The organism is Dictyobacter vulcani, from assembly GCF_008974265.1.
Classification (GTDB): Bacteria; Chloroflexota; Ktedonobacteria; order Ktedonobacterales; family Ktedonobacteraceae; genus Dictyobacter; species Dictyobacter vulcani.
Window position 1 is genome coordinate 549089 of record NZ_BKZW01000003.1, and the last position, 25077, is coordinate 574165.

Genomic DNA, 25077 nt, shown 5'->3' on the forward strand with positions numbered 1-25077 from the left:
ATGTTGATCCGCACAGATGAGCAGTCATTAGAACAACTGGACGTACGTAAGAAAGGAGGAAAAATGCGCGCGATACGACGCTATCCCGGTTATCTGTATTCAGGGCGCATTCATTGACAACAAGCAATAGTGTGTAACATGGAAAGTTATGCAAGCAAAGGCAAGGAGCTACTCATGATAAAGGTGAAGCTTTGGCCATTGGTCGTAATCTGTCTGTTCCTGCTCCTGTTACCCATCGGTGTTCTCTATTGGCCTTCCGTGGCTCATGGAGCGAGCAACATCAACACCGCGGCTACAATCTCCACACCTATTAATGTAAATGTCACGGCTACCAGTGCACAATCTATTACACTTACCTGGTCCTCTTCCAGTGATAATTCAGGCACAGGTGATGTTCCCGCTTACTATATCTATAACGGTTCCCAGATTATGGCTACCTCGATGGGAACCTCAGTGACCGTCAGTTCACTCGTACCCGCGACCAGTTATACTTTTACTGTACAGGCATACGATAAAGATGGGAACACCTCAAGTCAGAGTCCAGCGCTCACCGCCACCACCAAAGCCATTGGTACCAGCGCCTATCAAAAAAGCGCCTATTTTGATCAATGGGGGATCTATGGTAATGGCTATTATCCCTCCAACGTTGATACTTCAGGGGCTGCCGCTAAGCTCACAACGATTATCTATGACTTCGAGAACATCGATCCGACCAACCTGACCTGTTTTGAAACCATCAAGGCCTCGGACGCCAGCAATGAAAGCGATCCCAATGCAGGTGATGGTGCGGGTGATGCATTTGCCGATTACCAGAAGAGCTATAGCTCAAATAGTGTAGACGGCACCTCCGATTCCTATAGCCAACCAATCAAAGGCAATTTCAACCAGTTCCGGCAGCTGAAAGTAAAGTATCCAAATCTCAAGATCCTGCTTTCGCTTGGAGGTTGGACCTTTTCAAAATACTTCTCCGATGTAGCTGCATCTTCAGCCTCACGGCAAAAATTTGTGAGCTCCTGTATTACGATGTTTCTTAAAGGTAATCTACCCACGGGAATCAGCGGAGACGCAGCGGGAGGTACAGCTTCAGCGGCAGGCATCTTTGATGGTTTCGATATCGACTGGGAATATCCAGCCACCGCGGGACATACTGGCAATCATTATGGCTCGCAGGACACTGCAAACTACACGTTGTTACTGCAAGAGTTTCGCAACGAGCTGGACAGTTACGGCACCAGTATCGGCAAGCACTTTCAGTTAACAGCAGCCGTTCCCTCGGGCCAGGACAAGATGGCGCATATGCAAACGGATCAGATTGGTAAATACCTGGATTATGCTAATGTGATGAGCTATGATATGCATGGAGCCTGGGATAGTACTGGTCCCACGAACTTGCAGGATACTCTCTTCAGCTCGCCCAATGATCCCTCGCAACCTATCGCACCTGGTAAAGAAAAATATACCGTCGACACGTCCATTCAAGACTGGACAACTGGTTCAGCGGACTACGGTATTGCTGGTGGCTTTCCCGCCAACAAGCTGGTGATGGGCTTCCCTATGTATTATCGTGGCTGGACAGGTGTTGCAGCGGGAAGTAATCATGGTCTGTATCAAAGCGCGAGCGGACCCTCTCCCGCCTATTCCTATAGCCAAACTGCAGGTACCGCTGACTATAAAGAGCTTGCGGCCGCAGGTTTAACCAGTAATGCCAATGCTAACTTCTTTGATCCCACCACCCAGGCCGCCTGGATTTATGACGGCACAAACTTCTACACTGGAGATACTCCACAATCGATCACAGCCAAAACAGCGTATCTCAAGAGCCATGGTATGGCAGGTGCCATGATGTTCTCGCTGGATCAAAATGATCCTGCCGACACTTTACTTAACGCCATCGTCAGCGGCCTTCCCGATGGATCTCCGACCCCAACGCCAACGCCCAATCCAACACCGACACCGACGCCCAATCCAACACCGACGCCAACGCCCAACCCGACACCAACGCCCAACCCGACTGGCAATCTGGTCACGAACCCTGGTTTTGAGAGCGGGACATTAAGTGGCTGGACTTGTGATGCGGGTGATGTCGTGGTCAATAGTCATGTGCATAGCGGTACGTATGCACTGCAATTGACGCCTTCTAATTCGACAACTGGACAGTGTACGCAGACCATTAGTGTGCAGGCTAATCACAGCTATACATTGAAAGCGTACGTCTGGGGAAATTACGCTTTCCTTGGTGTGAATAGTGCCGGTGACACCTGGACGAGTAACAGTAGTTATGGTCAGTTAAGTTATCCATTTACCACGAACGCCACCACCACCAGTATCACCATCTATGTCCATGGCTGGTATGGACAGGGCAATGTCTATGTCGACGATGTCTCTTTAAGTTAAAGCCATGCGGCCGCAGAGATGAACTTTGCGGCCGTCCTTTACCAGATCTTGTTGAACCGAGCCATGTCGGACACTGGCTGCAAGGAGAGCGAGAATGTTGCATACGAAACGCCTGCAAGTGTTCAGTATTTTTGTATTGCTTGGCAGTATGCTGATCCTGTTATTTTGGAATACATCGACTGGCGTACTGGCGGCAGATAATAATCTGTTGAACAATGCTGGTTTTGAAACTGGCAATCTGAATAGCTGGAGTTGTGATAGTAGTAATACTGTTGTTAGCAGTCCTGTTCATAGTGGAGCCTATGCATTACAGCTCAATCCAACCGGTTCTACCACAGGACAATGCACCCAGACAGTTGCTGTACAACCGAATACGGCTTACACGCTAAGTGCATATGTGAATGGATCGTATATGTATATTGGTGCGAACGGTTACGGTAATAATTGGACGAATAGCGGAAGCTATACAAAACTCTCGTATACTTTTACCACTGGGAGTACAACGAGTAGTGTAACGATATATATTCACGGATGGTATGCGCAGGCCAGTGGCTATGCTGATGATTTTATCCTGGCTGGTCCAGCCGGTTCGGGTACACCGACGCCAACGGGCACAACTGTGCCAACTCCAACGATAATACCAACAGCAACTCCAACTATCATGCCAACGGCTACCCCAACGCCCTGTCTGACATGTGGTAGTCTCCCCAAACATGTTTTGACTGGCTACTGGCAGGATTTTACCAATAATGCACCTGCCTTGCGCCTGAGTGCGGTCGATGCCCAGTATGATTTGATTGCCGTTGCCTTTGCCAATGCGGACGCATCTACTCCTGGTGGTGTTACCTTTAGTGTCGATCCAGATCTATCGAACGCTCTGGGGGGATATACCGCAGCGCAATTTACCAGTGACATTGCGTCACTCCATGCGCAAGGCAAGAAAGTTATCATCTCGGTTGGTGGACAAAATGGCACCATCAGTGTCGGAGATGCGACGGCCGCTACGAACTTTGCGCATAGTGTGTATGGGATAATGAAGACGTATGGTTTTGATGGAGTGGATATTGATCTTGAAAATAGCGTCAGTCCTACCTATATGGGCAGTGCTTTGCAGCAACTCTCCGCCCTGGCAGGATCTGGCCTGATTATTACCCTGGCTCCGCAGACGATTGATATGCAATCAACCTCAAGTGCGTACTTCCAACTGGCGTTGAATATCAAGAGTATCTTAACGATTGTCAATATGCAGTACTATAATTCGGGTTCGATGAATGGTTGTAATGGTAATGTCTACTCCCAGGGCACGGAAGACTTCTTGACCGCCCTGGCCTGTATCCAATTGCAGGGAGGACTGCGTCCTGACCAGGTTGGGCTGGGTTTGCCAGCGACGACCTCGGCGGCCGGAGGAGGATATGTCGCACCATCCGTCATCAATAACGCCCTCGATTGCCTGGCCAATGGTAGCCATTGTGGATCATTCACGCCCGCGGCGCAGTATTCAACCATTCGTGGCGCGATGACCTGGTCCATCAACTGGGATGCAGCCAGCAATTACAATTTCGCCCATACCGTCGGTACTCACCTCAAAGCTTTACCATAATGCATGGAAAGGGAGTGAGGAGGCAAAAACAGTTTGCCTTCCCACTCCCTTGAGCGAATGTACGTAGCAGTCAGTGCTTATGGATGGGTCCATGAGTACCATGGAGTGTCATACTGGAGCCCTTGTTTCTGATACGTGAACGAGTATTGGAGATTCTGGCCAGTGTACAGGCCACCGATAGGATATTCCCAATGTCCAGTACCGGCGTTGTAGGTCATATAAACATTTTGTTGTCCCTGCCCGGCCGGAATATAGTGAATAATCACGTAGCCAGCAGTCCAATCACATGGCTTGAACCAGGGAGTGGCTGTACTAGCACCAGTGCTATCTGCACCCTGGATAAAGCTACCGGATGGACAATTAGATATTGGTGTAGGTGTTGGCGTGGGGGTAGATCCCGGTGTTGATGATGGTACCGGAGTCGGTGTTGAACCAGAACCGCCGCTGGTGAAGACGCGTACATAATCGATCAACATAGGAACGCCAGAGGCCGTCGCGCCACTGGGATTACCAGGCCAGCTACCACCCATTGCTACATTGAGGATAACGAAGAAGCCATGATCCACCGCATTGGTCCAGGTCGTTGCATCTACACTATTTGCCGAGACCTGCCAGAATTGGTTTCCATCCAGGTACCAGCGAATCTGCTCAGGTGAAGTACTTCGATCTATCTCAACGCGATAGGTGTGGAATGCTGCCTGGCAGGTAGTTGGCGCGCAGGGCTGATGGCCACCAAGACCATTTGTCTCATTACATGGACCACCTGGCATATAGCCGCAATGGAGCGTGCCATATTCCATATTGGTGCCATTGACATTTTCCATGCCATCAATCTCACCAGCCATGGGCCAGTTCGTATAGTTGCCCCGGAATGAATCGCCAAGCATCCAGAAGGCTGGCCAATAGCCCTGAGCCTGCGCCCCGGTCACATTTGGCATCTGGAGCGATGCCTCGAACGCAATCATCCCACCGGCAGGAGCCGCGAAATTTGTGCGTTGGGTCTCGACACGGCCCGACGTCCAGTTGCCATTGGCATCGCGAATTGGCTTAATCGCCAGATGTCCGGAGCCATCCTGATAAACATTGGCGGTACTATTGGTCTCGGACTCAACCTCACCCGTACCCCAGTTGCCGGCACCACCGGGATAGCTGGTTCCGAGATCGTAGAGCCAGTTGGAGTTATTGAGACCCGTGCCAGCTGCTCCATTGAACTCGTCGCTCCAGATCTGTGTCCACGAGGCCGCGCGAGCGTGCGGTACATTATTATTTAAGGAAGCGAAACTCAGGGCCGCTAAAGCCAGCGAGCCAAGGATAGCCAGGACAGTAATGCGCAAGGGAATATGTGAACTTCGTTGCTGAGAACCGTTTGTCCGGTTCTTCGGTTGAAACATCTGCATTGATTGTTCCTTTGCTTTGTTATTCTGTTCAGCATTAAAAAGAAAAAGGCTTCCAGTGTTCACATGTTATGGACTTGTATGCTTGTTCCCTACAGGTTGACCACCCCCTTTCTGAGCCAGTACATTGTCAAACTTCGTGTGATGAGTTGTGTGCCCACTACGCGGGTGGGAGGGGGGAGATGTCGGGGGCACAGCCCCCGAGCCCCAGTCAAGGGGCTCGGCGCTTGATCATGCCTCCGGCATGCTCGCTTGCATCCCCGCCGCCCCAGCACATGATGTCTGACAGACCACTAGTAGCTGTTGAACAAACTACTTGTTTTCATATGCCTGATAGATATTTATGCTGGTCCAACTGGCTATGGACAGTGTTTATGACAACACTATGACATGACAACAGTATTTAAACTCTTGTGCAAAAAATCAGGCATATTTTTTTATAAATATATGCGCAAATGCGCACAGAAAGGATTACATTTACAGCAAGCGAGGATGAAATGCGCCACTGGATGTCCGGGTCACGAGATGGGTAGGTATCTGGATACGGCTGGAATGATCGTTTTTTGTTGTATCTGGTAAAGAAGAAGAGAAAGCCTGCCATTTCTGTTCAGGTTTATGGACATGCTCGGGATCAATCATGTTTAAAAGCAATTTAGTAGCCTGATATCCCATTTCCATAAAGGGCTGATGCATGGTGGTTAAAGGCGGGCGCATGTGGGCGGAAAGCAGATTATCATCGAAGCCAATAATCGAGACAGCCTCTGGAACTTGAATCTTACGCTCTTCAGCAACTTCCAGCACGCCATAAGCCATCTGATCATTGCCGACAAAAATTGCACTTGGCCATGTTCCACGGTCCTGAGCAAAAAGCATTTCAGCGCAGCGACGGCCACTGGCCGGCTCAAACTCTCCTTGCAAAAGCAGATCTGGCTCCAGCGGAATTCCAGCCTCCAGCAGTGCCTGCTGATAGCCTTCCAATCGTTGTAACGCGCAATAATAGTGTCTGGGTCCCATAATATGTGCAATGCGCCGATGGCCAAGTTGCAGTAAATAGTTCGTAGCTTCATATGCGCTGGAAAAATTATCGATGCCTACCCAGGGAATATGCGTTGGTTCTTTCTGGTCATCGATCATGACCAATGGTAGACCCTGCTGGAAGAATGTATCGAGATGGCTTGAGAGTCCACCAGGCAAAATAGCAAGCAAACCAGAAACCATACGCATAGCCAGAATACGATCGAGCACATCTGAATGGTTGCGTTCAAGATTCATGCTATAAAGAACGACTTCGTAGGGTGTTGTTTCAATATATTCAGAAACGCCGTGCATGATTTCAGGAATCGCTGGCCAATTCAAGGGGGGAGCGAGGACGCCGATCAAGCGTGTACGGCCATTAGCCAGTTCGGTTGCGGTGACATTCGGGACAAAATTATGTTCCTGCACAATGTCCATCACGCGTTCCCTGAGCACAGGATCAACTGACGCATGCCGATTTAGAACACGCGACACCGTGGCCTTTGAGACCTGAGCCATGCGTGCAATATCATTAATAGTCAGTTTTTTCTGCATAATCATATTCCTGCATCATCGCAATGAAATCGTGACCGAGCTGTACTTACAAAACGAACCTGATAAGAACATATTGAATGTGTAGTACATGAGGAATATACCACAGAAACCGGTTACTGTCAATACTAAAGGAGTATTTTGTCAGGATTGTGGAGCATCGCTAACTATTTTTCATATTGTACAATCGCTGAGATCGCCAAGCTATCATAACAGTCCGGCGATCTCAGCATAGACACAGGCATATGCGAGCAGCGCAAGCGCGATATATGCTGGCGTTAACTCCACAAGTATGCATGACTGGTTTTAGTCAAGGAATCGAGCAGAGTAAAGAGGCATTGAACGTGTCTCTTTTTTGAACTTCTAGCGTAGAAGGAAAGTATACACTGTCTTGAAGGAAGTTGCTCGTGAAGGTAGAGCAAAGAAAAAGTGTAGTTTGACTCTCCGAGAGGCAAGGGTGCTTTTTGTGTGAGTAACCTTTCGTAGACTCGTTTTTCGCCTGTTTGCGCAAAAGGAGAAAGTATTCCTATGATTTCAGGTACAGGCCCGCTTGGTTCAGGAGTCACACTTGTTTTGTGGATTACCGCCCTCATTATGATTCTTGGCTCCCTCTACTTCACCTATGGTTCAGTGAGTGGTCGAGTAGCAAAACGTCAATTTTACGCGATCAGCGCGATCATCACCCTGATTGCAGCCACCGTTTATGCCTTGATGGCTGGTGGTTATGGAACGCTTCTCCAGCAACCAGGAGGACACCTTGTCTTCTTCGGCCGCTACATTGACTGGACATTCACGACACCACTTCTGCTTTTAGATCTTGCTTTATTAGCCTTAGCGAGAAACTTTCCGAATCGTGCTGGCGTGATCGGGTCAATACTAGTTGCTGACGTCTACATGATTCTGACCGGTTTTGTCGCCAGCCTGATTCGTACAGAGTTTCGCTGGGTCTTTTTCGCTGCCAGTTGTGCTGGTTTTCTGGCCGTCCTCTACTTTGTCCTGACAAAACTCATGCCCCAGGCCAGCTTACGAGGTAGATTCATTGATGGTCATTACCGCCGTCTTACCACTATTCTCGTCGTGCTCTGGATCCTTTATCCTGTTGTCTGGGCATTAGGAAAAGAAGGATTTGGCGTCATTCCGACTCTGGCCGAGACCGTGTGTTATGCCGTCCTGGATGTCTGTGCTAAAGTTGGCTTTGGTCTGGTTCTCGTGTCCAATCGAGATGCACTCGAAGATGTCGATCGCGAGATTAACCCGGTGGTTGAGCGTCCAGCCGGACAAATTAATCCGCGCTATTAGCCCTGCTAGTCAGCGCAATGATACCGTCGAGGTTGGATTATCAGAACCCTAACTGATCAGAGATCAGAATTGAGAGGACCATGATGGATTCTGCCGCAGCAGTACAAGCCATGGTCCTTTTACTCACCGTAAAGGACAGATCCTGATGCCACCTTTTTTTGCCATTCCTCTCAGAAACTGGGACGGCCAGGCACTACAAAAGCACCTGGCAAAAATGCTCCTGCCGCGCACATTTGCGCTTTACGATGGTACAGATTGGGAGCAAGCCGCGGCAGAACTTCAGACCCTTCATCTAAGTTATCCGAGTTACTATCTGGTTCCCCATCATGGCATGAAGGATGGTTACCTTTCCTATCAGCAAGCGGCTGGCTGGGAAGCGGTCGAACATCTTTTTCGTATTCCTCGTGTTCGCCCCACGGTTGTACAGCTTGCTCAGGATACAACTCCACAGACCATTGTGGACCTTGGCTGTGGAACCGCTCTGACCAGTATTGAGATAGCGTGTAGTTTACCACAGGCCAACCTCTATCTGGTTGATTTATCGCCGTACGCGTTAGTTGCAGCACGGCACCAGGCCCGTCAAGCCAATGTACTTTCTCGCGTAAACTTCCTGCACGCTGCGGCCGAAGATACCAGTTTACCAGCTAATAGCGCTGACCTGGTCCTGATCTCACTCCTCTTGCATGAACTGCCATATGAACACGCCAGAAATGTGCTGCGTGAAGCTCGACGCCTGCTGCGGGACAACGGCCGGCTCATTATCTTTGATCCCATTCAATGCGCCTTCCCCTGGCCAAGGATTGATCGCGCTGTAAATATCTTTCTCATGCATCTCATGCACGAGGTCTACTGGATGGAATACGCTACCAATCCCGTCTGGCACACCTGCCAGGCAGCCGGATTCCACCACATTGAGCGCCAACTCCTCTTTGCCCTCCCGTGGATTTATCAAGTAGTGTACGCCACCAAATGAAACGAGCAGGCCTGGCAGCGGAATCCGCCATTGTACTGAGCAGATAAAGATTTACGTACGTTGGGTCAGGGCCAGGCGAACTCCAAGGCCAACAAAAACACCTCCAGTGAGCCAGTGCATAAATCTGCTTGTACCTGCATGGTTTTTGAGCCAGCGACTAAGCAAGCTTGCCAGGAGCGCGATACTGCTATCAACAGCCAGGCCAGTAATATTAAACACGAGACCGAGAACGAATAACTGCATCGGGACATGGTTCTGTGATGGATTGACAAATTGCGGTAAAAAGGCAAGGTAGAAGAAGGCTACTTTTGGATTTAGCAGTGTGGTCAGCATTCCTTGCAAAAAGATTTTTGTGTTTCCTCGAAAAGCAAAAAGATATTTGTTAGTGTTGGCATAGAGATGTTCCTTTCTTACCTGCTATCTGGTTTGGCATTCGATATTCTTTTCTTCGTGATACTTACTATCTTACCCGCAAATGGAAGGTTGTGGTAGTCGCGCCAAGATGCGTCGACAATATTGCCCGCAAACCTGTGGCAAACATCCCGACGAAATGAAGGCGGCGATACACAACTGCATGTGTGCATCGCCGCCTTCATTTTTGTTCAAGTCACCAGATAGTAGAAAGACTCTGGTGTGCCGGACTAGCAATACGTTTAGTCTTCGCCGGCCAGGATCAGAACCGGACTGACTTTATCTTCTTCGGTACTGGAGATATCGGCGTGGGTCAACTCTTTGAGTCCGAGCACTGAGGCAAATGAGATGACCGCCAGGATGATGATATAGATCGACACAGCTTGCCAGGAGCCTGCCCCGATGTTGATAACTACATCGCTGCGCCCCATGGCTGCCAGGCTGGTTTTGCCGTTAAGGAGCAGTAAGGCGATAATTGGAGCCAATCCACCAGCCAGTGGAGCCGCCAGTTGATAACCGAGCGAAGCACCACTGTAGCGTGAGCGGGTGCTGAAGCGTTCGGCAATCATGGCTGCCTGAGGTCCATAGACCCAGGAATGGAAGAAGGCCAGTGAGAGAATGACAGCCAGGACAAAGAGGACGGTCGAGCCGCTATTCATTAATAGATAGTATGGGAAGGCGAACGCGATCATCAATACGCAACCAATCAGATACCAGCGGCGGCGACCAATGCGGTCTGAAATAGCGCCGAAGACGGGAATGGTGCACATTTCTAAGACTGCGGCTGCGATGATGCTGTTCAGGATCAACGTTTTATTGAGGAGCAGTTTATCTACGCCATAGGTGACCACAAACGTGGTGAAGAGGTAGAATGGTGCCTGCTCGATGAAACGGGATCCGGCACTCAGTAAAATTTCGGGTGTACTATGACGGAAAGCATGTCCCAGCGGTGAGGAGGCCTCGCGATTCTGCTCTTTGACTTTGGCGAAGAGCGGAGTCTCCATGACACGTAGACGAATATACAGTCCGATGATAATCAGCAAGGCGCTGACAAAGAAGGGAATACGCCAGCCCCAGGACAAGAAGGTATCTGCTCCCATCGATGATTGGACGATGTTAACGACAATCGTTGAGAGGGCCAGACCCAGTGGCGCACCGAGCTGTGGCCAGCTGGCCCAGAAACCACGATTGCTTTTATGTCCATATTCCATTGCCAGCAGGACCGAGCCGCCCCATTCGCCGCCCACGCCCAGGCCCTGGAACAGGCGCATGATGGTGACCAGGATAGCTGCGAATATACCCAGTGTGGCATAACCAGGTAAGATACCGATAATAAAGGTTGAGACACCCATCAACATCAGTGTCGCGACCAGTGTGGATTTACGCCCGATCCTGTCACCCATGTGGCCGAAAATCGCACCACCGAAAGGACGAGCGAGAAAGCCAACCAGGAAGGTTAGTAATGATAGCAAGGTACCGACTATATGATCGGCTGAGGGAAAAAAGAGCTTGGGGAATACCAATGTGGCCATGGTGCCATAAAGGAAAAAATCATACCACTCGATGGCGGTTCCCAGTGTACTTGAGATAATGACGGTGCGCATCTGTTGAGGAGTTGGTTGGTCTACGGATGAAATATCAGTGCTCATTGCGATCCTCCTTTGGAACATAGCAGGTAGAAAAAAGATAAGATCCCGAAATCAATGCGTGTATCTTCATTGATGCACGAATGCCTGTTTATACCTCCTTTGCGTTTGCTGAATGACACAGCCTCTACATGAGATCCTCAACGGCATCCTGTCCCGTATAATCTTTTAAGTAGCAAGCTGCCAGTAGCGAGCTCAAGGCCATGATCATCAAATAAATTGCGATCAATACCCAGACCGGGTAGGTTGGATTATGGGGTTGCGCCCTGCTGAGTAGATAGGTTGCGATGATTGGAGCTGGACCACCGGCGATAATTGAGGCTAATTGATAGCCAAGGGTTGCGCCTGTATAGCGAAACCGGGTGGGAAAGCGTTCGGCGATCAAAGCCGCCTGTGGTCCATACAGACAGGCATGGCAGCCACCTAGTGAGAGCGCAATTGCCAGAACAATCAGGACCGGGTTACCAGTATTAAAAAGCAAAAAATAAGGAATGGCGCAGGCTCCCATCAACAGCGTGCCATACATAGTCAGGCGCCGTCGCCCAATGCGATCCGAGAGCGCACCATAGATAGGGATGGTGATGCAGGCCAGTAACGCAGCCAGGATCAGGCCACGATAGAGCAAGGAAGCTTCCCAATGCAATATTTCTACGCCATATGAGAGCATGAAGGTCGTAAAAATATAGAAAGGTGCCTGCTCGCCAGAGCGCACCAGGGCTGAAAGCAAGATCTCACGCCAGTAGCGCCTCCATGTCTGCCCCATAACCTTATGGGACTGCCGTTGCTGCTGCAGATGTAAAAAAGCCGTTGTCTCAGGAATGCGTAGCCGAATGTACAGTCCTACCAGCAGTAGCATCGTGCTTAAGAGAAACGGCATGCGCCAGCCGATGCTCTGGAAGGCTTCCCCGGGATAGAGATTTTTAAAGAGCAGTAGCGAAGTCACCGACAGACCCAGACCAACCAGCGCGCCCGCCTGGGGCCAGCTGGTCAAAAATCCCCTTCGAGCAGGATTACCAAACTCCATCGTCAGCAAGACCGAGCCGCCCCATTCTCCACCTACCCCTACTCCCTGCAAAAAGCGTAAGAGTGCCAACAACAGGGGAGCCAGTAGTCCCAGTGTGGCATAGCCTGGCAGCACGCCGATCAACATGGTCGCAATCCCAATTAACAACAGCGTTGTTGCCAGTGTGGGTTTACGACCAACGCGATCGCCAAAGCGGCCAAAGAAAATACTGCCCAGCGGTCGAGCCACAAAACCCACGAAATTAGTGGTAAAAGCAGCAATGACCCCGGCATAGGGATTCAGGCCTGGAAAGAAAACGGCAGGAAATACAGTGACGGCTAGAAAGCTATAGTAAAAAAAGTCTAACCACTCAATAGCTGAGCCGATAGTGCTGGCAACAATAATTGGAAACATTGATTCATGGCTAGCTGTATCCTCAATTGTATCGAAACGCAACGTGGTCATTGAACCTCCCTGATAGCTTGCGACTGTGCAGATATCAGTCAGGATAGCAGCTATAAACGTCGCATGGAAGACTTGAAGCATAATCCAGGTATCCATGTTTCCCGTATTGTTGATCGGGGTTGAGGATAAGTATACAGGTTGGAAGTAACAAAGCCGTAAACGGAATATATTTTGATGTAAACAAAAATATAAACATTTTTGAGCGTGCCAGCATAAAGAGTTGAATTGCTCGTCATATTGGCGCATACTATAACCACTAGTACATTGTCAAACTTCGTGGATGGGGGGAGATGCCGGGGGCACAGCCCCCGAGCCCCCATTCAAGGGGCTCGCCGCTTGATCATGCCCCCGGCATGCTCGCTTGCATCCCCGCTTCCCCGGCACATGATGTCTGACAGACTACTAGAGCGCAGTTATGGGAGTGAAGCTAACCGATGCTGAAAATACTGGAACGCAAAATAACATTACAGCTACTCGTCTTCTACGGTCTGTTTGTGATTCCGCTGGTGCTTGGTGGTGCTGAACTCTATTTTTTTCAGCATGATGCTCTGCAACAAAGCGCGCAGCAGGCGGATTTAAGTCTGGCCCAGGCGTTGGCGCAGGATGCGCATACCTATGTTGAGGGTACGGCTAAAGAAGCCTGGGAACTGGCACAAAGTTCAGCCGCCGTGCAACTGGATCGGCCGCAGCTTGATGCGCAATTCAGTACCTCCAAACGTGTCCATCCCGAGATCGGCCAATATTTTGTTTATGATGCCACGGGCAAGTTATTGTTCACATATCCGCAGATAGATCTGAATACGCGACAACTCTTCAGTGCTGTACCAGTTTTGCAGGAATTACAGAAATCCGGCAAAAGCTTTCTACTGCTAAGGCAAAGTGTGCAGTCAGCTTACACATATACTGTGGCGATTGCCGCTCCCATTATTCGTGGTAAACAGCAACTGGCCGGCGTGGTCATGCTGACAGTAGTGCAACAACAATTACAGCCACACTTGCTGGCAGTACAGCAGCAGTTTAAACAAAATGGCGAGATGCGCATCTGGATTATGGATAGTCAGGGTGCATCCATTGTCAACACGCAAGGGCGTCTTCGGATATCTCTTTACTTCAGCGTATGCCGGAATTGCGTGCAGCGTTAACTGGTAAGGCAGATAATGTGGTTGCCAGGGATGGACAGCGCGACTGGCTGTATAGTTATGTGCCGATTCGTGAAACTGGCTGGGTGGTAGCGGTTGGACGACCGGTTGACGATACTTTTGCCACTGTAATCAGTTTTCAGCATAGTCTGATTATTGCTTTGATCATGTTGCTGGTTGGAGCCAGTGTCTTCTGGTTTGTCATGCATGGCTGGGTGGTTGCCCCTATTTCCAGATTGGCTCAGGCGGTTGCCATGATCAAGCCTGATCAGTCCAGGAAAGTCACCAATCACCGCTTACTGGTGCGGGAAAAGAGTCGGCAGGACGAGATCGGGCGGCTGGTCAATGCCTTCTCCGATATGGAAGAAGAGATCCACACGCTCTTTCGTAAAAGCGATGAGCAGAGCTATTCTCGCCTGCAAACCCTGGATGCCTTGCTGTTCAGTATGGACGAAGGAGTACTGCTGGAAGACCCAGCGGGCGAGGTCGTCTATGCCAATCATCGCTTCACCCAATTTGTGGGTATGTCAATGCCAGTTATTTCCCAGGATACTTTTCAGCCCAAACATTTGACCGAGCGCATGGAAGCTCTGGCGGAAAAGCCCGAGGCATATCTGGAGGCACTGCATCAGGCCGAAAGCGGCGCTGGACCACAGGTTATCGAGTTCCAGGTGCATGGCTACTACAATCAACTTGGCCAGCTGGTGCCATCGCGACGGCATATCCGCATGCGCCTGTTCCAGGTACAGGATATGGCGGGCCAGCTTATTGGTCGCGGCAAGATTATGAGTGACGTGACCCGGCAGAACGAAGCCGAGCAGGTCAAGCAGAATCTCCTGGCCATTGTCTCCCATGAATTACGCACGCCGCTCACCACGATCAAAGGCTACGCCACCAGTTTGCTGGAGACTGATATCGAAGTTGATGAACATATGCAGCAAGATTTCCTGCTTCGTATTGTCGAAGAAGGCGATCGCATGGCTGAACTGGTCACCAGCTTGCTGGAGATGTCGCAATTGGAGGCCGGCACCCTCAAGCTGGCACCTAGCCTGTGCCGTCTGGATATCCTGCTTACCCGAGTCCTGGAGAATGCTGAGAATGGCCAGCTGCAGATCCAACTCTCTTTACCTGACGAGTTGCCCGTAATCTATATCGATCAACGTCGCATCGAGATGGTGCTGCGCAATCTGCTGGAGAATGCCCGCCGCTATGCCGGTGGCGAAGCTGAGGTAGCCATCAATGTGCGCTACACTCAAGAGCCAGAGGAGAGTGGCATCTGTCTGAGCCTGGAAGATAATGGTCCTGGTTTACCGGCTCACCTGACCGAGCAGATCTTTGAAAGTTTTTATCAGGTTGATGGGGGTCGTGAACGCAGTAGTAGCGGGGTTGGATTGGGACTGGCTATCTGTCGTGGGTTTGTCGAGGCCCATGGTGGCCATATCTGGGCTGCGAATCGTGGTGATGGAAAAGCTGGTGCGAGTTTCCACATCTGGTTACCCGAACGTTTACTCCATACTGCCAATTCGCCAGTTCGTCCCTTTAAACTGGAAGAAATCTTCTAGTACCACAAGAAAGAGTGTCAACGTATGCCACTGGAAAAGCACATCCTCGTCGTAGATGACGAGCCAGGAATTCAGGATTTTGTGCAGCGCAACCTGGAACTGCGAACCTTCAAGGTCTCACTGGCGAGTAACGGACTGGAGGCGCTGGCCCTGTTTGAGAAAAATAATTTTGCGCTGGTAATTCTAGATATTATGATGCCACGGATGGATGGCCTGGAAGTGTGTCGGCGCATCCGTAAAAGTAGTACCGTGCCCATTATTATCCTGACCGCGCTGGGAGAAGATGCTGATAAAATCGCGGCCCTGGAGCAAGGGGCTGATGATTATCTGACCAAGCCCTTTAGTATCGGTGAGTTGATGGCCCGCATCAAAGCGGTCCTGCGCCGAAATCATTGGGCCGACCATCCTATTTCTGCTGGCACCCGGCGCTTCGGAAACCTTGAAATCGATTTTGAGCAGCGACGCGTCTGGAAAGATAGCATCCTGGTTAAATTATCGCCCACTGAATTTGAGCTCCTGCAAGAACTCGCGCTCCATCCAGATAAGATCTTCACGCATGAGTCCCTGCTCAGACGTGTCTGGGGGAGTGAATATCGCAGCGAAGCTGAATATCTGCGTGTCTACATCGGTCGCCTGCGTCGCAAGCTTGAAAATAATCCTGCTCAACCCACGCACATCATAACTGAACCTGGCATCGGCTACTATATGGTCGGCTAAAAAAAGGTCATCAGTCGCTGGTTCTGGCTTGACAACGGCTTTTTAACATGATATATGACTCATGTGTCATATTTGTATAGTAGCCTGATAATGTGTTCTTTTTCATAAATCTGAAGGAGATTTGAGCGCATGGAATATATGTCTGAGGAGCCTAACTTACTCTGGAAACCGGCGGATGAAATCAAGCAACAGGCCAATCTGAGCAGTTATATGCATTGGCTGCAGCAAGAAAAAGACGTGCACATGGAGACGCAAGCAGAACTGTGGGACTGGTCGGTCAACCATCTGGAAGATTTCTGGGCCTCTATCTGGCAATATATGCAGATCCAGGCATCCGAGCCCTATACACAGGTGCTGGCCTCACGCCAGATGCCCGGGGCTGAATGGTTTGTGGGAGCCAGATTAAACTACGTGGAACAGGTATTTCGGCATGCCACACCAGATCGTCCGGCGCTGCTCTTCCGCTCTGAGACGGGTCCATTGCAAGAGGTTTCCTGGCAAGAATTACAGCATAAAGTGGGTGCCGTCGCCAATGGACTGAAGGCGTTAGGTGTTGGCGTAGGCGATCGCGTCGTGGCTTATGTACGCAACAATATCGAGGCCGTGATTGCCTTCCTGGCCTGTGCCAGTATCGGTGCCATCTGGTCCAGTTGCGCTCCTGACTTCGGCACCAAAAGCGTGGCGGATCGCTTTCAACAGATTGAGCCATGCGTACTCTTCGCTACTGATGGCTATCGCTACAATGGCAAATTGCAGGATCGACGTTCGACCGTGGCGGAACTGCGCCAGGCACTGCCAACATTACGCAAAACCATCTTGATTCCATCGATCTATGAGGCACCTGACCTGACAAACGATGCAGATATGCTGCTCTGGAACGAGTTGCTTGCATCTGATACCACTTTAACCTGTACCCAGGTAGCATTTAATCATCCTCTGTGGGTACTCTACTCTTCTGGAACGACCGGACTGCCCAAGGCGATTGTGCATAGTCAGGGAGGTATTTTGCTTGAGCATGTGAAGTTTCTGCACTTGCATATGGATCTCAAGCCCGAGGATCGCTTTTTCTGGTATACCACTACTGGCTGGATGATGTGGAATTTGCTGGTTGGTGGTTTGTTGGTTGGTAGTACGATCCTGCTCTACGATGGTTGTCCCAATTATCCTGACATCGGTGGTTTATGGAATCTCGTGCAAGAAGCCGGGATTACCGTCTTTGGTACCAGTGCTGGCTATCTGACCGCGTGTATGAAGGCTGAGATTACTCCGGGTCAAACCTATCAGCTAACGCAACTCCGTGCGCTGGGGTCGACTGGATCACCGCTCCCGCCGGAAGGGTTTCGCTGGGTCTATCAGGCGGTCAAGCAGGATCTCTGGCTGGCCTCGATCAGTGGCGGCACCGATGTCTGCTCGGCCTTTCTCGGTGGCTCTATTCTACTTCCAGTCTATGCGGGCGAAATCCAGACCAGGGTGCTGGGGGCCAAACTGGAAGCATTTGATGAACTGGGACGCCCGGTGATCAATACTGTGGGCGAACTGGTGCTGACAGAACCTCTACCCTCGATGCCACTCTATTTCTGGAATGATCCTCAGGGGAAACGCCATCGTGAAAGCTACTTCGCTTCCTATCCCGGCATCTGGCGTCACGGCGATTGGATAGAGTTGACCAGCAGAGGGAGTGCGATCATTTCCGGCCGCTCGGATTCAACCATTAATCGTAAAGGTATCAGGATGGGGAGTAGCGAGATCTATCGAGCCGTTGAGGATTTACCCGAGGTGGTTGATAGCCTGGTGATTGGTGTTGAGTTGCCTGATGGAGCTTATTATATGCCTCTGTTTGTCGTCCTGAAAGATGCGCAACCCCTCACGGAAGATGTAAGTAAAAAGATAAAGACCAAACTACGCTCGACTATTTCTCCGCACTATGTTCCAGATGCAGTGGTGGCTGTTCACGAAATTCCACGTACCCTGAGTGGAAAGAAACTGGAAGTACCGGTGAAAAAGCTGTTTATGGGTCTGCCCCTGGAGAAGGTTGTCAGTCTGGATACATTGAGTAATCCCCACGCTTTTGATGATTTTATCCGTATTGCCGCCCAATTCAGAACTACGAACGGATCTGCCGTGAGTAATTGAGCAAAATCTATGATTATAGCTGACCCCCTTGACAAATCATTGATTTATCTGATATATGAATCATGTGTCATGTTCCTGTAATGCTTCAACTGTATCGCTTTATTTATTTAGCCTGACCTGTTAAATGGCGTTGACAAACTGAATTTATTTAGCCTGGCTCTTTATGTGCTCAAAGTTGAGCAGTCTTTGCCGCTATCCGCGTAAGCTTTGCGGGTAGCGGTCTCATAACATAGTTGTGAGAGGGGGCTTTCATGTCAAAACTCTTTCGCTGTCTCGCGGCCGTGACCCTGGTTCTGGTCACCGTATTGATGTTTATTGTTCCATCTTTTATCCGTCAGGCGCATGCCAGCGGCAGTACTTTTACGCAGTACACCTATAATGGCTCTGCTGGCAGTCGTCCTTATTATGTCTACACCCCCGCTAACTACCAGGTTGGGACCGCTGTTCCCATGATCGTCATGTTGCACGGATGTACACAAAACCCAACCGACTTTGCTAATGGTACCCAGATGAATGCACTGGCAGATCAGAAGCAGTTTATTGTGGTTTATCCGCAGCAGACGAGCACCTACAATTCCTCCTCGTGTTGGAACTGGTTTCAGACGGCCGATCAGGCGCGTGGCAGTGGTGAACCGGCCATCATTGCTGGTATCGCTCAGACGGTCGAGCAGACAACTTCCCAGTGGACGATTGATAGTAACCGTGTCTATGTCGCGGGTATGTCGGCTGGAGCCGCGATGAGCGCGATCATGGGTGCGACCTATCCAGATATCTTCGCGGCCATTGCTGTGCACTCAGGACTGGAGTATCAAGCGGCTACCTCGCAGACAGCGGGTGTTACAGCAATGTCGCAGGGTGGTCCCAGTCCAACACAGCAGGGACAGGCGGCCTACAACGCCATGGGCAGCGCGGCCCGTGTCGTGCCAACCATTGATTTCCAGGGACAGAGCGATTATACCGTCTATCCGGTCAATGGCGACCAGGTCATCCAGCAATGGATGCAGACCGATCACCTGGCGTCCAATGGGAGCTATAACGCCAGCTTTGGCAGTCCTTCAACCACGACGAATGGTTCCGTTTCGGGTGGCTATACGTATACCACGCAGACCTGGAACAATAATAGTGGCACAGAAATTGAGGAATACTGGAAAATTAATAGCATGGGCCATGCCTGGTCCGGTGGCAGCAGTAGTGGATCGTATACAGATGCCAAGGGACCCAGCGCCACCAATGCTATGTATACATTTTTCATGAACCATCCCATGAATGGCCAGAATCCTCCACCCACACCAACGCCGACCCCTGGATCCACCCCGACACCAACCGCGACTCCAGGATCGACGCCGACTGTGACTCCAACACCACCGCCCACCAAGAGCATCACCCTATCCTCGCTGGCTAGCGAAGACGGTTATGTGTATCCCAATGATGGTCTTCCGATGGGCTCGCTGGCCTATCTACAGGCCGGCTCAACCTCGCTCAACCAGGCCGAAGTCAGCATCGTTTCATTTGACACCAGCAAGATCCCGGCCGGCTCGACCATCGTCAGCGCGACCCTGACCCTGTATCGTTACGATCCCTACTACTATCAAAACGATCTAGGCTCAATCAATGCTGATATCGCGCCGATTGGTGGTTTCAATGGCAATAACGCACTGGAACAGGCTGACTACAATGCCAGCGCCGGTCAAACCAACGTTGGCGCCTTCAATATTGTGCCGACCCAGACCAATCAGGCGACCACGGAGACCGTGGACTCCAGCGCCTTCAAGTACATCAATGGAAGCGGGCATACCCAGTTCAGAATCCATTTCCAACTGGCAACCAAGAACACCTACCAGATGGATGTGATGGATTTTTACAGTGGAGATTCAGCTGGATCTTACGTGCCAGTCCTGAAAATCCAGTATCAATAGATATCCTCGCTACTTGAAAAAGTCGGAGAAAAAGTCGGAGCAGCAAGCCGGTGTTTGCTGTTCCGACACCACGATTCCTATGGATTTTACACGCCTGTCCTGAAAATCCAGTATCAATTAGTCTAAAGAGGAGGCTTTGATGTCCAAATTGTTGCGCTGCCTGACTGCCCTGACCATGTTCATGGTTATCCTGCTGGCAGTTATGGTTCCGTTTAACCAGCGGGCACACGCCAGTAGTGGTACCTTCACACGCTACAGCTATAATGGGTCAACCGGTAGTCGGCCATATTATGTCTACACCCCCGCTAATTACCAGGTTGGGACTACTGTACCCATGATTGTCATGTTGCACGGATGTACACAAACCCCCACTGACTTTGCCAATGGCACTCGAATGAATGCGCTGGCGGACCAGAAGCAATTTATTGTGGTCTATCCACAGCAGACAAGTAGCTATAACCTTACCGCGTGCTGGAACTGGTTTGATCCTTCCAATCAGGTACGTGGCAGTGGCGAGGCGGCTATCATTGCCGGTATTACTCAGACGGTCAAGCAGACAACTTCCCAATGGACGATTGATAGTAATCGCGTCTATGTCGCAGGCATATCGGCCGGAGCCGCGATGTCCTCGATCATGGGTGCGGCCTATCCAGATATTTTTGCCGCCATTGGTGTCCACTCAGGATTAGAGTATCAGGCGTCTACTTCGGCGTTCACAGCGGCTGCGGTACAGGTATATGGTGGGCCCAGTCCAACGCAGCAGGGACAGGCCGCCTACAATGCTATGGGTGGCGCGGCCCGTGTTGTGCCAACCATTGATTTCCAGGGGCAGAGCGATTTTACCGTCTATCCAATTAATGGTAACCAGGTGATTCAGCAATGGATGCAGACCGATCGACTGGCTTCTAATGGCAGCTATAACGCCAGCTTTAGCAGTCCCTCAACCACGAATAATGGGACCGTTTCGGGTGGGTATTCGTATACCACGCAGACCTGGAATGATAATAGTGGTAAAGAGATTGAGGAATACTGGAAAGTTTATGGTATGGGGCATGCCTGGTCTGGTGGGAGTAGCAGTGGCTCATATACAGATCCATATGGACCTGGTGCCACCAATGCCATGTATACGTTTTTCATGAACCATGCTATGAATAGTTAGCCGAAAGGATTTTCGTACGTGTACTGACTGCAGCCGCCAGGGCCAATACGTTTCGCTTAAGCCCAGGGACGGTTTGATCCTTAGAGGAGATGAACGAAAGTAGGTTCGACCCTTTGGGTCGATTGGTTCCCTGCATAATATCCTTGCTTGACCATGAGCAAGCTATGACATGTGAGGCAATGCATTCGTGTGGGGGGAGACAATCGACCCAAAGGGTCGAACCTACCATTTGTATCTCTCTTGATCATTTTTGCATGCGTTGCTTCATGATCATGCCACCATTGTAGCCATTCCATCCCTAACCGAAAAGTATTGGCCGCCAGGGCTGCCGCTACGATATGACGATGGCTCTGCCTCACACATATGAGGCAGAGCCGTAGGAGTGGGTCGTTTAGCTAGGAGATGAAGGCGCTAATGGCTGCAATTGGTTCTGGTTCTACATTGAATAGCAAGGTATAGTGGTTGAGAGTAGGAAAATTCATGAACTGGTTGTCTTTTATGGCCTGTTGCATAGTAGCGGCTGCTGTTTCAGAGAGGAGTTGATCATCAGGAGCGAAGAGTTCCTGACCTGCGCGCAGAATCAAGGTGGGGACAGTAACATGGTCCCATTGTTCTTCAGGTTTGGCCTCATCCGCGTGTTGTCCCTCTTCCAAAATGCCTTCGCGATAACTGCGCGAGATAACTGATCCATCACTCTGGATGGCGACATCATTTTCAAAGTAGATATCCACATACTCATTCCAGTAAGGTCCCAAAAATGGAGCCGCTTTGAGGCGCTCAATGTATTCTTGATAGGATGGGACTGCCACGCCCAGACGGCTGACGGCCGCGTTTAACCAGGCTGGCTGGTCTTCTATTTTTTGCCAGGGAAGCGGTGCTCCGCCATCTAACAGAACCAGTTTGCTTAAGCGCGTGGGATAGTGGGCCGCAAAGTACAGCGAGATTAAAGCACCCAGCGAGTGTCCAATAATAACTGGCTGTTCCAGTTCCAGCGCATCGATGAACGCTGCCATGTCCGCAGCATGGATTGGCACGCTATAGCCGTGTTCTGGCCGGTCGCTGCGACCGCGACCACGGAGATCATACGCAAAGACACGATGATCACGCGCCAGTTCTTCCGCAATTGCCTGGAAGCAGAAGGCATTTGCCGTCAGACCATGAGCACAGATGATCGGCGTTCCATGGGTTCCCCATTGGACATAATGGTGGGTGAGCCTGTCGGTGGTTACAAATGTATCGCTGACCGGTTGTAGTGGCATAGGTTTGACCCCTTATCAAGAAACCTGGAGGTGAGGATACCTCCAGGTCTAACTGCGTTTGATGGATATTACTGCCCGACTTGTGACGCTTTGATAAAATCACTGACCTGAGTCAGTTGAGCTTTTTTGATTTGCAGGAACATAAAATCACTTACGCCACCGTGCTTATCTGGGGTCCATGTCAGGCTGGGACCAAAGCCCGTATCATAATTATTGAAATCGTGGTCTAACGCGTCGCGCAGACTATCGCGGGTCAGGTTTTTACCCGCTTTGGTCAGCGCATCTGAGAATATCTTGGAGTTGATGTAGCCATAGAACTTGTATGCGCTGAATGCCGCGTCACTTGAGGTCGCTTTTAAGTATTCCTGACCTACGGGTGAAGTGGTGCTGGTATAGCCGCTCACATACATACCTTCTCCAGCGGGTCCGAGCACTTTTGCCCAGGAATTATCGGCCATTGGATAATTGGCCAGATAGCCCATGGCTGGATGATAGCCCTGGCTGGTCGCGGCGGCCACGAATTTAGCCGTAGGACCGGGCAAACCATTCAGGACGATGACATCTGGATGGCTGGCCTTCAAGGTTTGTACCGCCGCTGTAAAATCGGGCTGAGTCGGGCTATAACCTACTGACGCTACCAACTGAGCTCCATTTTTTTGTAACGTTTCACCTAAGGTCGTTTTTTGCTGCAAGCCCAGCACATCATCCTCATAGAGCAAGCCAACCTTTTTAGCATGCTGCTTGTTGGTGAGATAATAGCCTATGACGTGGCCTTCATCCCCATAATTGGGCTGTGTCATCCAGACCCAGGGAAGAGCTTTGCCCTGTGCATCTTTGAACTTCGCGCCACCACCAATTGGATCAACAAAAGGAATTTTTTTCGCGCTGATATAACTTTCTGCTACATTCGCATTCCCTGAACCGCAGACCTGGAAAAGCGCGAACGCGTTGTCCTGCTCAAACAACTGCCGTACTGCTCCCTTGGTTTTGGTTGAGACACCATCATCACTGACTTGAACCAGTTTTACTTTGCGTCCATTGATACCGCCGGCCGCATTGATTTTGTCGAAATAGAGTTGATCCCCGGCCAGGATTGGTGCGCAGATGACTTTCAATGGTCCCGTCGTATCCAGGACCGCGCCAATCGTAATGGTATCGTTGCTCACACCAGGTGCGCTGGCCGCTGTTGTGGTATTGCTATCGCTGCCCCCACATGCTGCCAGGGCAAACATGGCGGCCACGGTAACCAGCAACGCTGCATATCGTTTTCCTATCCGCAGCCGAACAAAAAGATCCATGCTGTCTAGCTCCCTTTTGTTAACACCACTTGCGTGGTCAAAAAAATATGATACATGAGTCATGTTTCACATATAACCGATCCAGACATGAATGTCAAGGGGGTACGCATAAAAAAGCATCTCTTGACAGCAGTATCATCTTCATGGCATGATACATAAAACATGACTCACCTGTCATGTTGGTGCTTGTGAATGGAATTCATAGCCAGGACGGAGGCAGATGCAATGAGCGCATTTTTGCAAGTCGTCATAGCGGGACTGGTAACAGGCAGTCTGTATGGACTATTAACGCTAGGGATCGTGTTGATCTATCGCACTACGGGAGTGCTTAATTTTGCTTATGGGGCCATTGCTTCCCTGTGCGCCTGTTTTATGTATATTTTGTTGACGGGCCCCCGACTCAATTTCTGGATAGCATTGGTACTCACACTGTTATTTTCACTCCTCCTGGGGATCGTGCTGGAGCGTGGCTTTGCTCGCCCTGTACTGCACGCGCCGGTCTTCACCAAAGCTATTGCCACACTGGCTCTGGCTCTGGTATTGGAAACGATTGCCCAGGCTATCTGGCCGCAGCTGGCTGAAGTGCAGCACTTTTCAACTCCTTTTGAAGGTCAGGCTCTCCATCTGGGCGGAGTCTATTTGTCGGCCATCGATATCGTCATTCTGGTGGTGACTGCGAGCCTGATGCTGGTCTTAAACCTCTTTCTGATGCATACCCGCATGGGTATCGCCATGCGCGCCATGGCCGATAATATTCCCGCAACGCGTTTGATGGGAGCTTCCGTGGGACGTATCTTTATGCTGGTCTGGGCTTTGAGCTCATTCCTGGCAGCGATCTGCGGGATCTTACTGGCCGGTCAGAGCAACCTGATCAATGTCCAATTTATGGATCCTATTCTGCTACCAGCCTTTATTGGAGCTGTGTTGGGAGGCCTGGATAGCCTGCCTGGATCGCTCATTGGCGGGATCCTGGTTGGCCTGGTTAGCAATCTACTGGCTTATTTCCTGGCCGGACACATGCTTGGAGCAGTAGATATGAGCAATCCGGCGATCCGCGATACATTGATCTTTGTAGGATTTGTGATAGTGCTGCTGATCAGGCCGCAAGGGCTGCGTGGTCGGGCACTGCTGCGGCGTGTATAG

18 protein-coding genes are annotated in these 25077 nt (G+C 50.5%); 11 read left to right on the forward strand and 7 right to left on the reverse strand.

Going from position 1 to position 25077, the window contains the following annotated elements; all coding sequences use genetic code 11:
* The first annotated feature begins 174 nt into the window (after nucleotides 1–174).
* Both KDW_RS26525 and KDW_RS26530 read left to right on the forward strand, forming a co-directional pair.
* Nucleotides 175–2394 carry a glycosyl hydrolase family 18 protein gene (locus KDW_RS26525; RefSeq protein WP_151758931.1) on the forward strand — a complete coding sequence of 740 codons (2220 nt, stop codon included), beginning with the start codon at nucleotides 175–177 and terminating at the stop codon, nucleotides 2392–2394.
* A gap of 94 nt (nucleotides 2395–2488) precedes the next feature.
* Complete coding sequence (locus KDW_RS26530) at nucleotides 2489–3994, forward strand: chitinase (RefSeq protein ID WP_151758932.1); 1506 nt, start codon at nucleotides 2489–2491, stop codon at nucleotides 3992–3994.
* Nucleotides 3995–4071: 77 nt separating this feature from the next.
* Here KDW_RS26530 and KDW_RS26535 read toward each other — a convergent pair whose 3' ends face one another.
* On the reverse strand, nucleotides 4072–5391 hold the full coding sequence (locus tag KDW_RS26535) for a glycoside hydrolase family 16 protein (protein WP_198925568.1): 1320 nt from the start codon (nucleotides 5389–5391) through the stop codon (nucleotides 4072–4074).
* 474 nt (nucleotides 5392–5865) lie between these two features.
* On the reverse strand, nucleotides 5866–6957 hold the full coding sequence (locus KDW_RS26540) for a LacI family DNA-binding transcriptional regulator (RefSeq protein WP_162005635.1): 1092 nt from the start codon (nucleotides 6955–6957) through the stop codon (nucleotides 5866–5868).
* A 525-nt stretch (nucleotides 6958–7482) separates the two neighbouring features.
* Here KDW_RS26540 and KDW_RS26545 point away from each other — a divergent pair.
* Together KDW_RS26545 and KDW_RS26550 are read left to right on the forward strand one after the other, a co-directional pair.
* Nucleotides 7483–8253, forward strand: coding sequence for a bacteriorhodopsin (locus KDW_RS26545; RefSeq protein WP_151758934.1), 771 nt, complete (start codon nucleotides 7483–7485; stop codon nucleotides 8251–8253).
* 145 nt (nucleotides 8254–8398) lie between these two features.
* Nucleotides 8399–9226: a class I SAM-dependent methyltransferase gene (locus tag KDW_RS26550; RefSeq protein ID WP_151758935.1), complete on the forward strand. Its 828-nt coding sequence runs from the start codon at nucleotides 8399–8401 to the stop codon at nucleotides 9224–9226.
* A gap of 51 nt (nucleotides 9227–9277) precedes the next feature.
* On the opposite strand, the gene KDW_RS26555 is transcribed toward KDW_RS26550, so the two are convergent.
* From KDW_RS26555 to KDW_RS26565, 3 genes are all read right to left on the reverse strand, one after another.
* Nucleotides 9278–9574, reverse strand: a complete 297-nt coding sequence (locus KDW_RS26555; RefSeq protein WP_269822536.1) for a LysE family translocator — start codon at nucleotides 9572–9574, stop codon at nucleotides 9278–9280.
* Nucleotides 9575–9879: 305 nt separating this feature from the next.
* Complete coding sequence (locus KDW_RS26560) at nucleotides 9880–11286, reverse strand: MFS transporter (RefSeq protein ID WP_198925570.1); 1407 nt, start codon at nucleotides 11284–11286, stop codon at nucleotides 9880–9882.
* A 124-nt stretch (nucleotides 11287–11410) separates the two neighbouring features.
* Nucleotides 11411–12832, reverse strand: a complete 1422-nt coding sequence (locus KDW_RS26565; RefSeq protein WP_233097921.1) for an MFS transporter — start codon at nucleotides 12830–12832, stop codon at nucleotides 11411–11413.
* Between the two features lie 353 nt (nucleotides 12833–13185).
* Here KDW_RS26565 and KDW_RS26570 point away from each other — a divergent pair, with 353 nt between their 5' ends.
* The 6 genes from KDW_RS26570 to KDW_RS26595 all read left to right on the forward strand — a co-directional run bounded on the left by KDW_RS26570 (nucleotide 13186) and on the right by KDW_RS26595 (nucleotide 21377).
* Nucleotides 13186–13893 carry a cache domain-containing protein gene (locus KDW_RS26570; RefSeq protein ID WP_151758936.1) on the forward strand — a complete coding sequence of 236 codons (708 nt, stop codon included), beginning with the start codon at nucleotides 13186–13188 and terminating at the stop codon, nucleotides 13891–13893.
* A gap of 17 nt (nucleotides 13894–13910) precedes the next feature.
* Nucleotides 13911–15452, forward strand: a complete 1542-nt coding sequence (locus tag KDW_RS26575) for a sensor histidine kinase (protein ID WP_162005636.1) — start codon at nucleotides 13911–13913, stop codon at nucleotides 15450–15452.
* Between the two features lie 24 nt (nucleotides 15453–15476).
* Entirely contained in the window at nucleotides 15477–16169 is a 693-nt protein-coding gene (locus KDW_RS26580) for a response regulator transcription factor (RefSeq protein ID WP_151758938.1), read from the forward strand.
* A 138-nt stretch (nucleotides 16170–16307) separates the two neighbouring features.
* Nucleotides 16308–18302 carry an acetoacetate--CoA ligase gene (locus KDW_RS26585; protein WP_151759089.1) on the forward strand — a complete coding sequence of 665 codons (1995 nt, stop codon included), beginning with the start codon at nucleotides 16308–16310 and terminating at the stop codon, nucleotides 18300–18302.
* A gap of 251 nt (nucleotides 18303–18553) precedes the next feature.
* Nucleotides 18554–20218, forward strand: coding sequence for an extracellular catalytic domain type 1 short-chain-length polyhydroxyalkanoate depolymerase (locus tag KDW_RS26590; protein WP_151758939.1), 1665 nt, complete (start codon nucleotides 18554–18556; stop codon nucleotides 20216–20218).
* A gap of 139 nt (nucleotides 20219–20357) precedes the next feature.
* Nucleotides 20358–21377 (forward strand): extracellular catalytic domain type 1 short-chain-length polyhydroxyalkanoate depolymerase, encoded by a 1020-nt coding sequence (locus KDW_RS26595; protein ID WP_151758940.1) that lies wholly within the window; start codon nucleotides 20358–20360, stop codon nucleotides 21375–21377.
* Between the two features lie 395 nt (nucleotides 21378–21772).
* Here KDW_RS26595 and KDW_RS26600 read toward each other — a convergent pair whose 3' ends face one another.
* Together KDW_RS26600 and KDW_RS26605 are read right to left on the reverse strand one after the other, a co-directional pair.
* A complete protein-coding gene (locus KDW_RS26600) occupies nucleotides 21773–22636 on the reverse strand; it encodes an alpha/beta fold hydrolase (protein WP_151758941.1) in 864 nt (287 codons plus the stop codon).
* 68 nt (nucleotides 22637–22704) lie between these two features.
* Nucleotides 22705–23934, reverse strand: a complete 1230-nt coding sequence (locus tag KDW_RS26605; RefSeq protein WP_162005637.1) for an ABC transporter substrate-binding protein — start codon at nucleotides 23932–23934, stop codon at nucleotides 22705–22707.
* Between the two features lie 225 nt (nucleotides 23935–24159).
* On the opposite strand from KDW_RS26605, the gene KDW_RS26610 reads away from it, so the two are divergent.
* Nucleotides 24160–25077, forward strand: a complete 918-nt coding sequence (locus KDW_RS26610; RefSeq protein WP_162005638.1) for a branched-chain amino acid ABC transporter permease — start codon at nucleotides 24160–24162, stop codon at nucleotides 25075–25077.

What these genes read in the sequence shown, in the direction of transcription:
- KDW_RS26610 (WP_162005638.1), top strand. Translation starts at nt 24,160, where the DNA reads ATGAGCGCATTTTTGCAAGTCGTCATAGCGGGACTGGTAACAGGCAGT.
- KDW_RS26565 (WP_233097921.1), bottom strand. Translation starts at nt 12,832, where the DNA reads ATGCTTCAAGTCTTCCATGCGACGTTTATAGCTGCTATCCTGACTGAT.
- KDW_RS26545 (WP_151758934.1), top strand. Translation starts at nt 7,483, where the DNA reads ATGATTTCAGGTACAGGCCCGCTTGGTTCAGGAGTCACACTTGTTTTG.
- KDW_RS26585 (WP_151759089.1), top strand. Translation starts at nt 16,308, where the DNA reads ATGTCTGAGGAGCCTAACTTACTCTGGAAACCGGCGGATGAAATCAAG.
- KDW_RS26595 (WP_151758940.1), top strand. Translation starts at nt 20,358, where the DNA reads ATGTCCAAATTGTTGCGCTGCCTGACTGCCCTGACCATGTTCATGGTT.
- KDW_RS26590 (WP_151758939.1), top strand. Translation starts at nt 18,554, where the DNA reads ATGTCAAAACTCTTTCGCTGTCTCGCGGCCGTGACCCTGGTTCTGGTC.
- KDW_RS26605 (WP_162005637.1), bottom strand. Translation starts at nt 23,934, where the DNA reads ATGGATCTTTTTGTTCGGCTGCGGATAGGAAAACGATATGCAGCGTTG.
- KDW_RS26540 (WP_162005635.1), bottom strand. Translation starts at nt 6,957, where the DNA reads ATGCAGAAAAAACTGACTATTAATGATATTGCACGCATGGCTCAGGTC.
- KDW_RS26550 (WP_151758935.1), top strand. Translation starts at nt 8,399, where the DNA reads ATGCCACCTTTTTTTGCCATTCCTCTCAGAAACTGGGACGGCCAGGCA.
- KDW_RS26600 (WP_151758941.1), bottom strand. Translation starts at nt 22,636, where the DNA reads ATGCCACTACAACCGGTCAGCGATACATTTGTAACCACCGACAGGCTC.
- KDW_RS26530 (WP_151758932.1), top strand. Translation starts at nt 2,489, where the DNA reads ATGTTGCATACGAAACGCCTGCAAGTGTTCAGTATTTTTGTATTGCTT.
- KDW_RS26560 (WP_198925570.1), bottom strand. Translation starts at nt 11,286, where the DNA reads ATGAGCACTGATATTTCATCCGTAGACCAACCAACTCCTCAACAGATG.
- KDW_RS26525 (WP_151758931.1), top strand. Translation starts at nt 175, where the DNA reads ATGATAAAGGTGAAGCTTTGGCCATTGGTCGTAATCTGTCTGTTCCTG.
- KDW_RS26580 (WP_151758938.1), top strand. Translation starts at nt 15,477, where the DNA reads ATGCCACTGGAAAAGCACATCCTCGTCGTAGATGACGAGCCAGGAATT.
- KDW_RS26535 (WP_198925568.1), bottom strand. Translation starts at nt 5,391, where the DNA reads ATGCAGATGTTTCAACCGAAGAACCGGACAAACGGTTCTCAGCAACGA.
- KDW_RS26570 (WP_151758936.1), top strand. Translation starts at nt 13,186, where the DNA reads ATGCTGAAAATACTGGAACGCAAAATAACATTACAGCTACTCGTCTTC.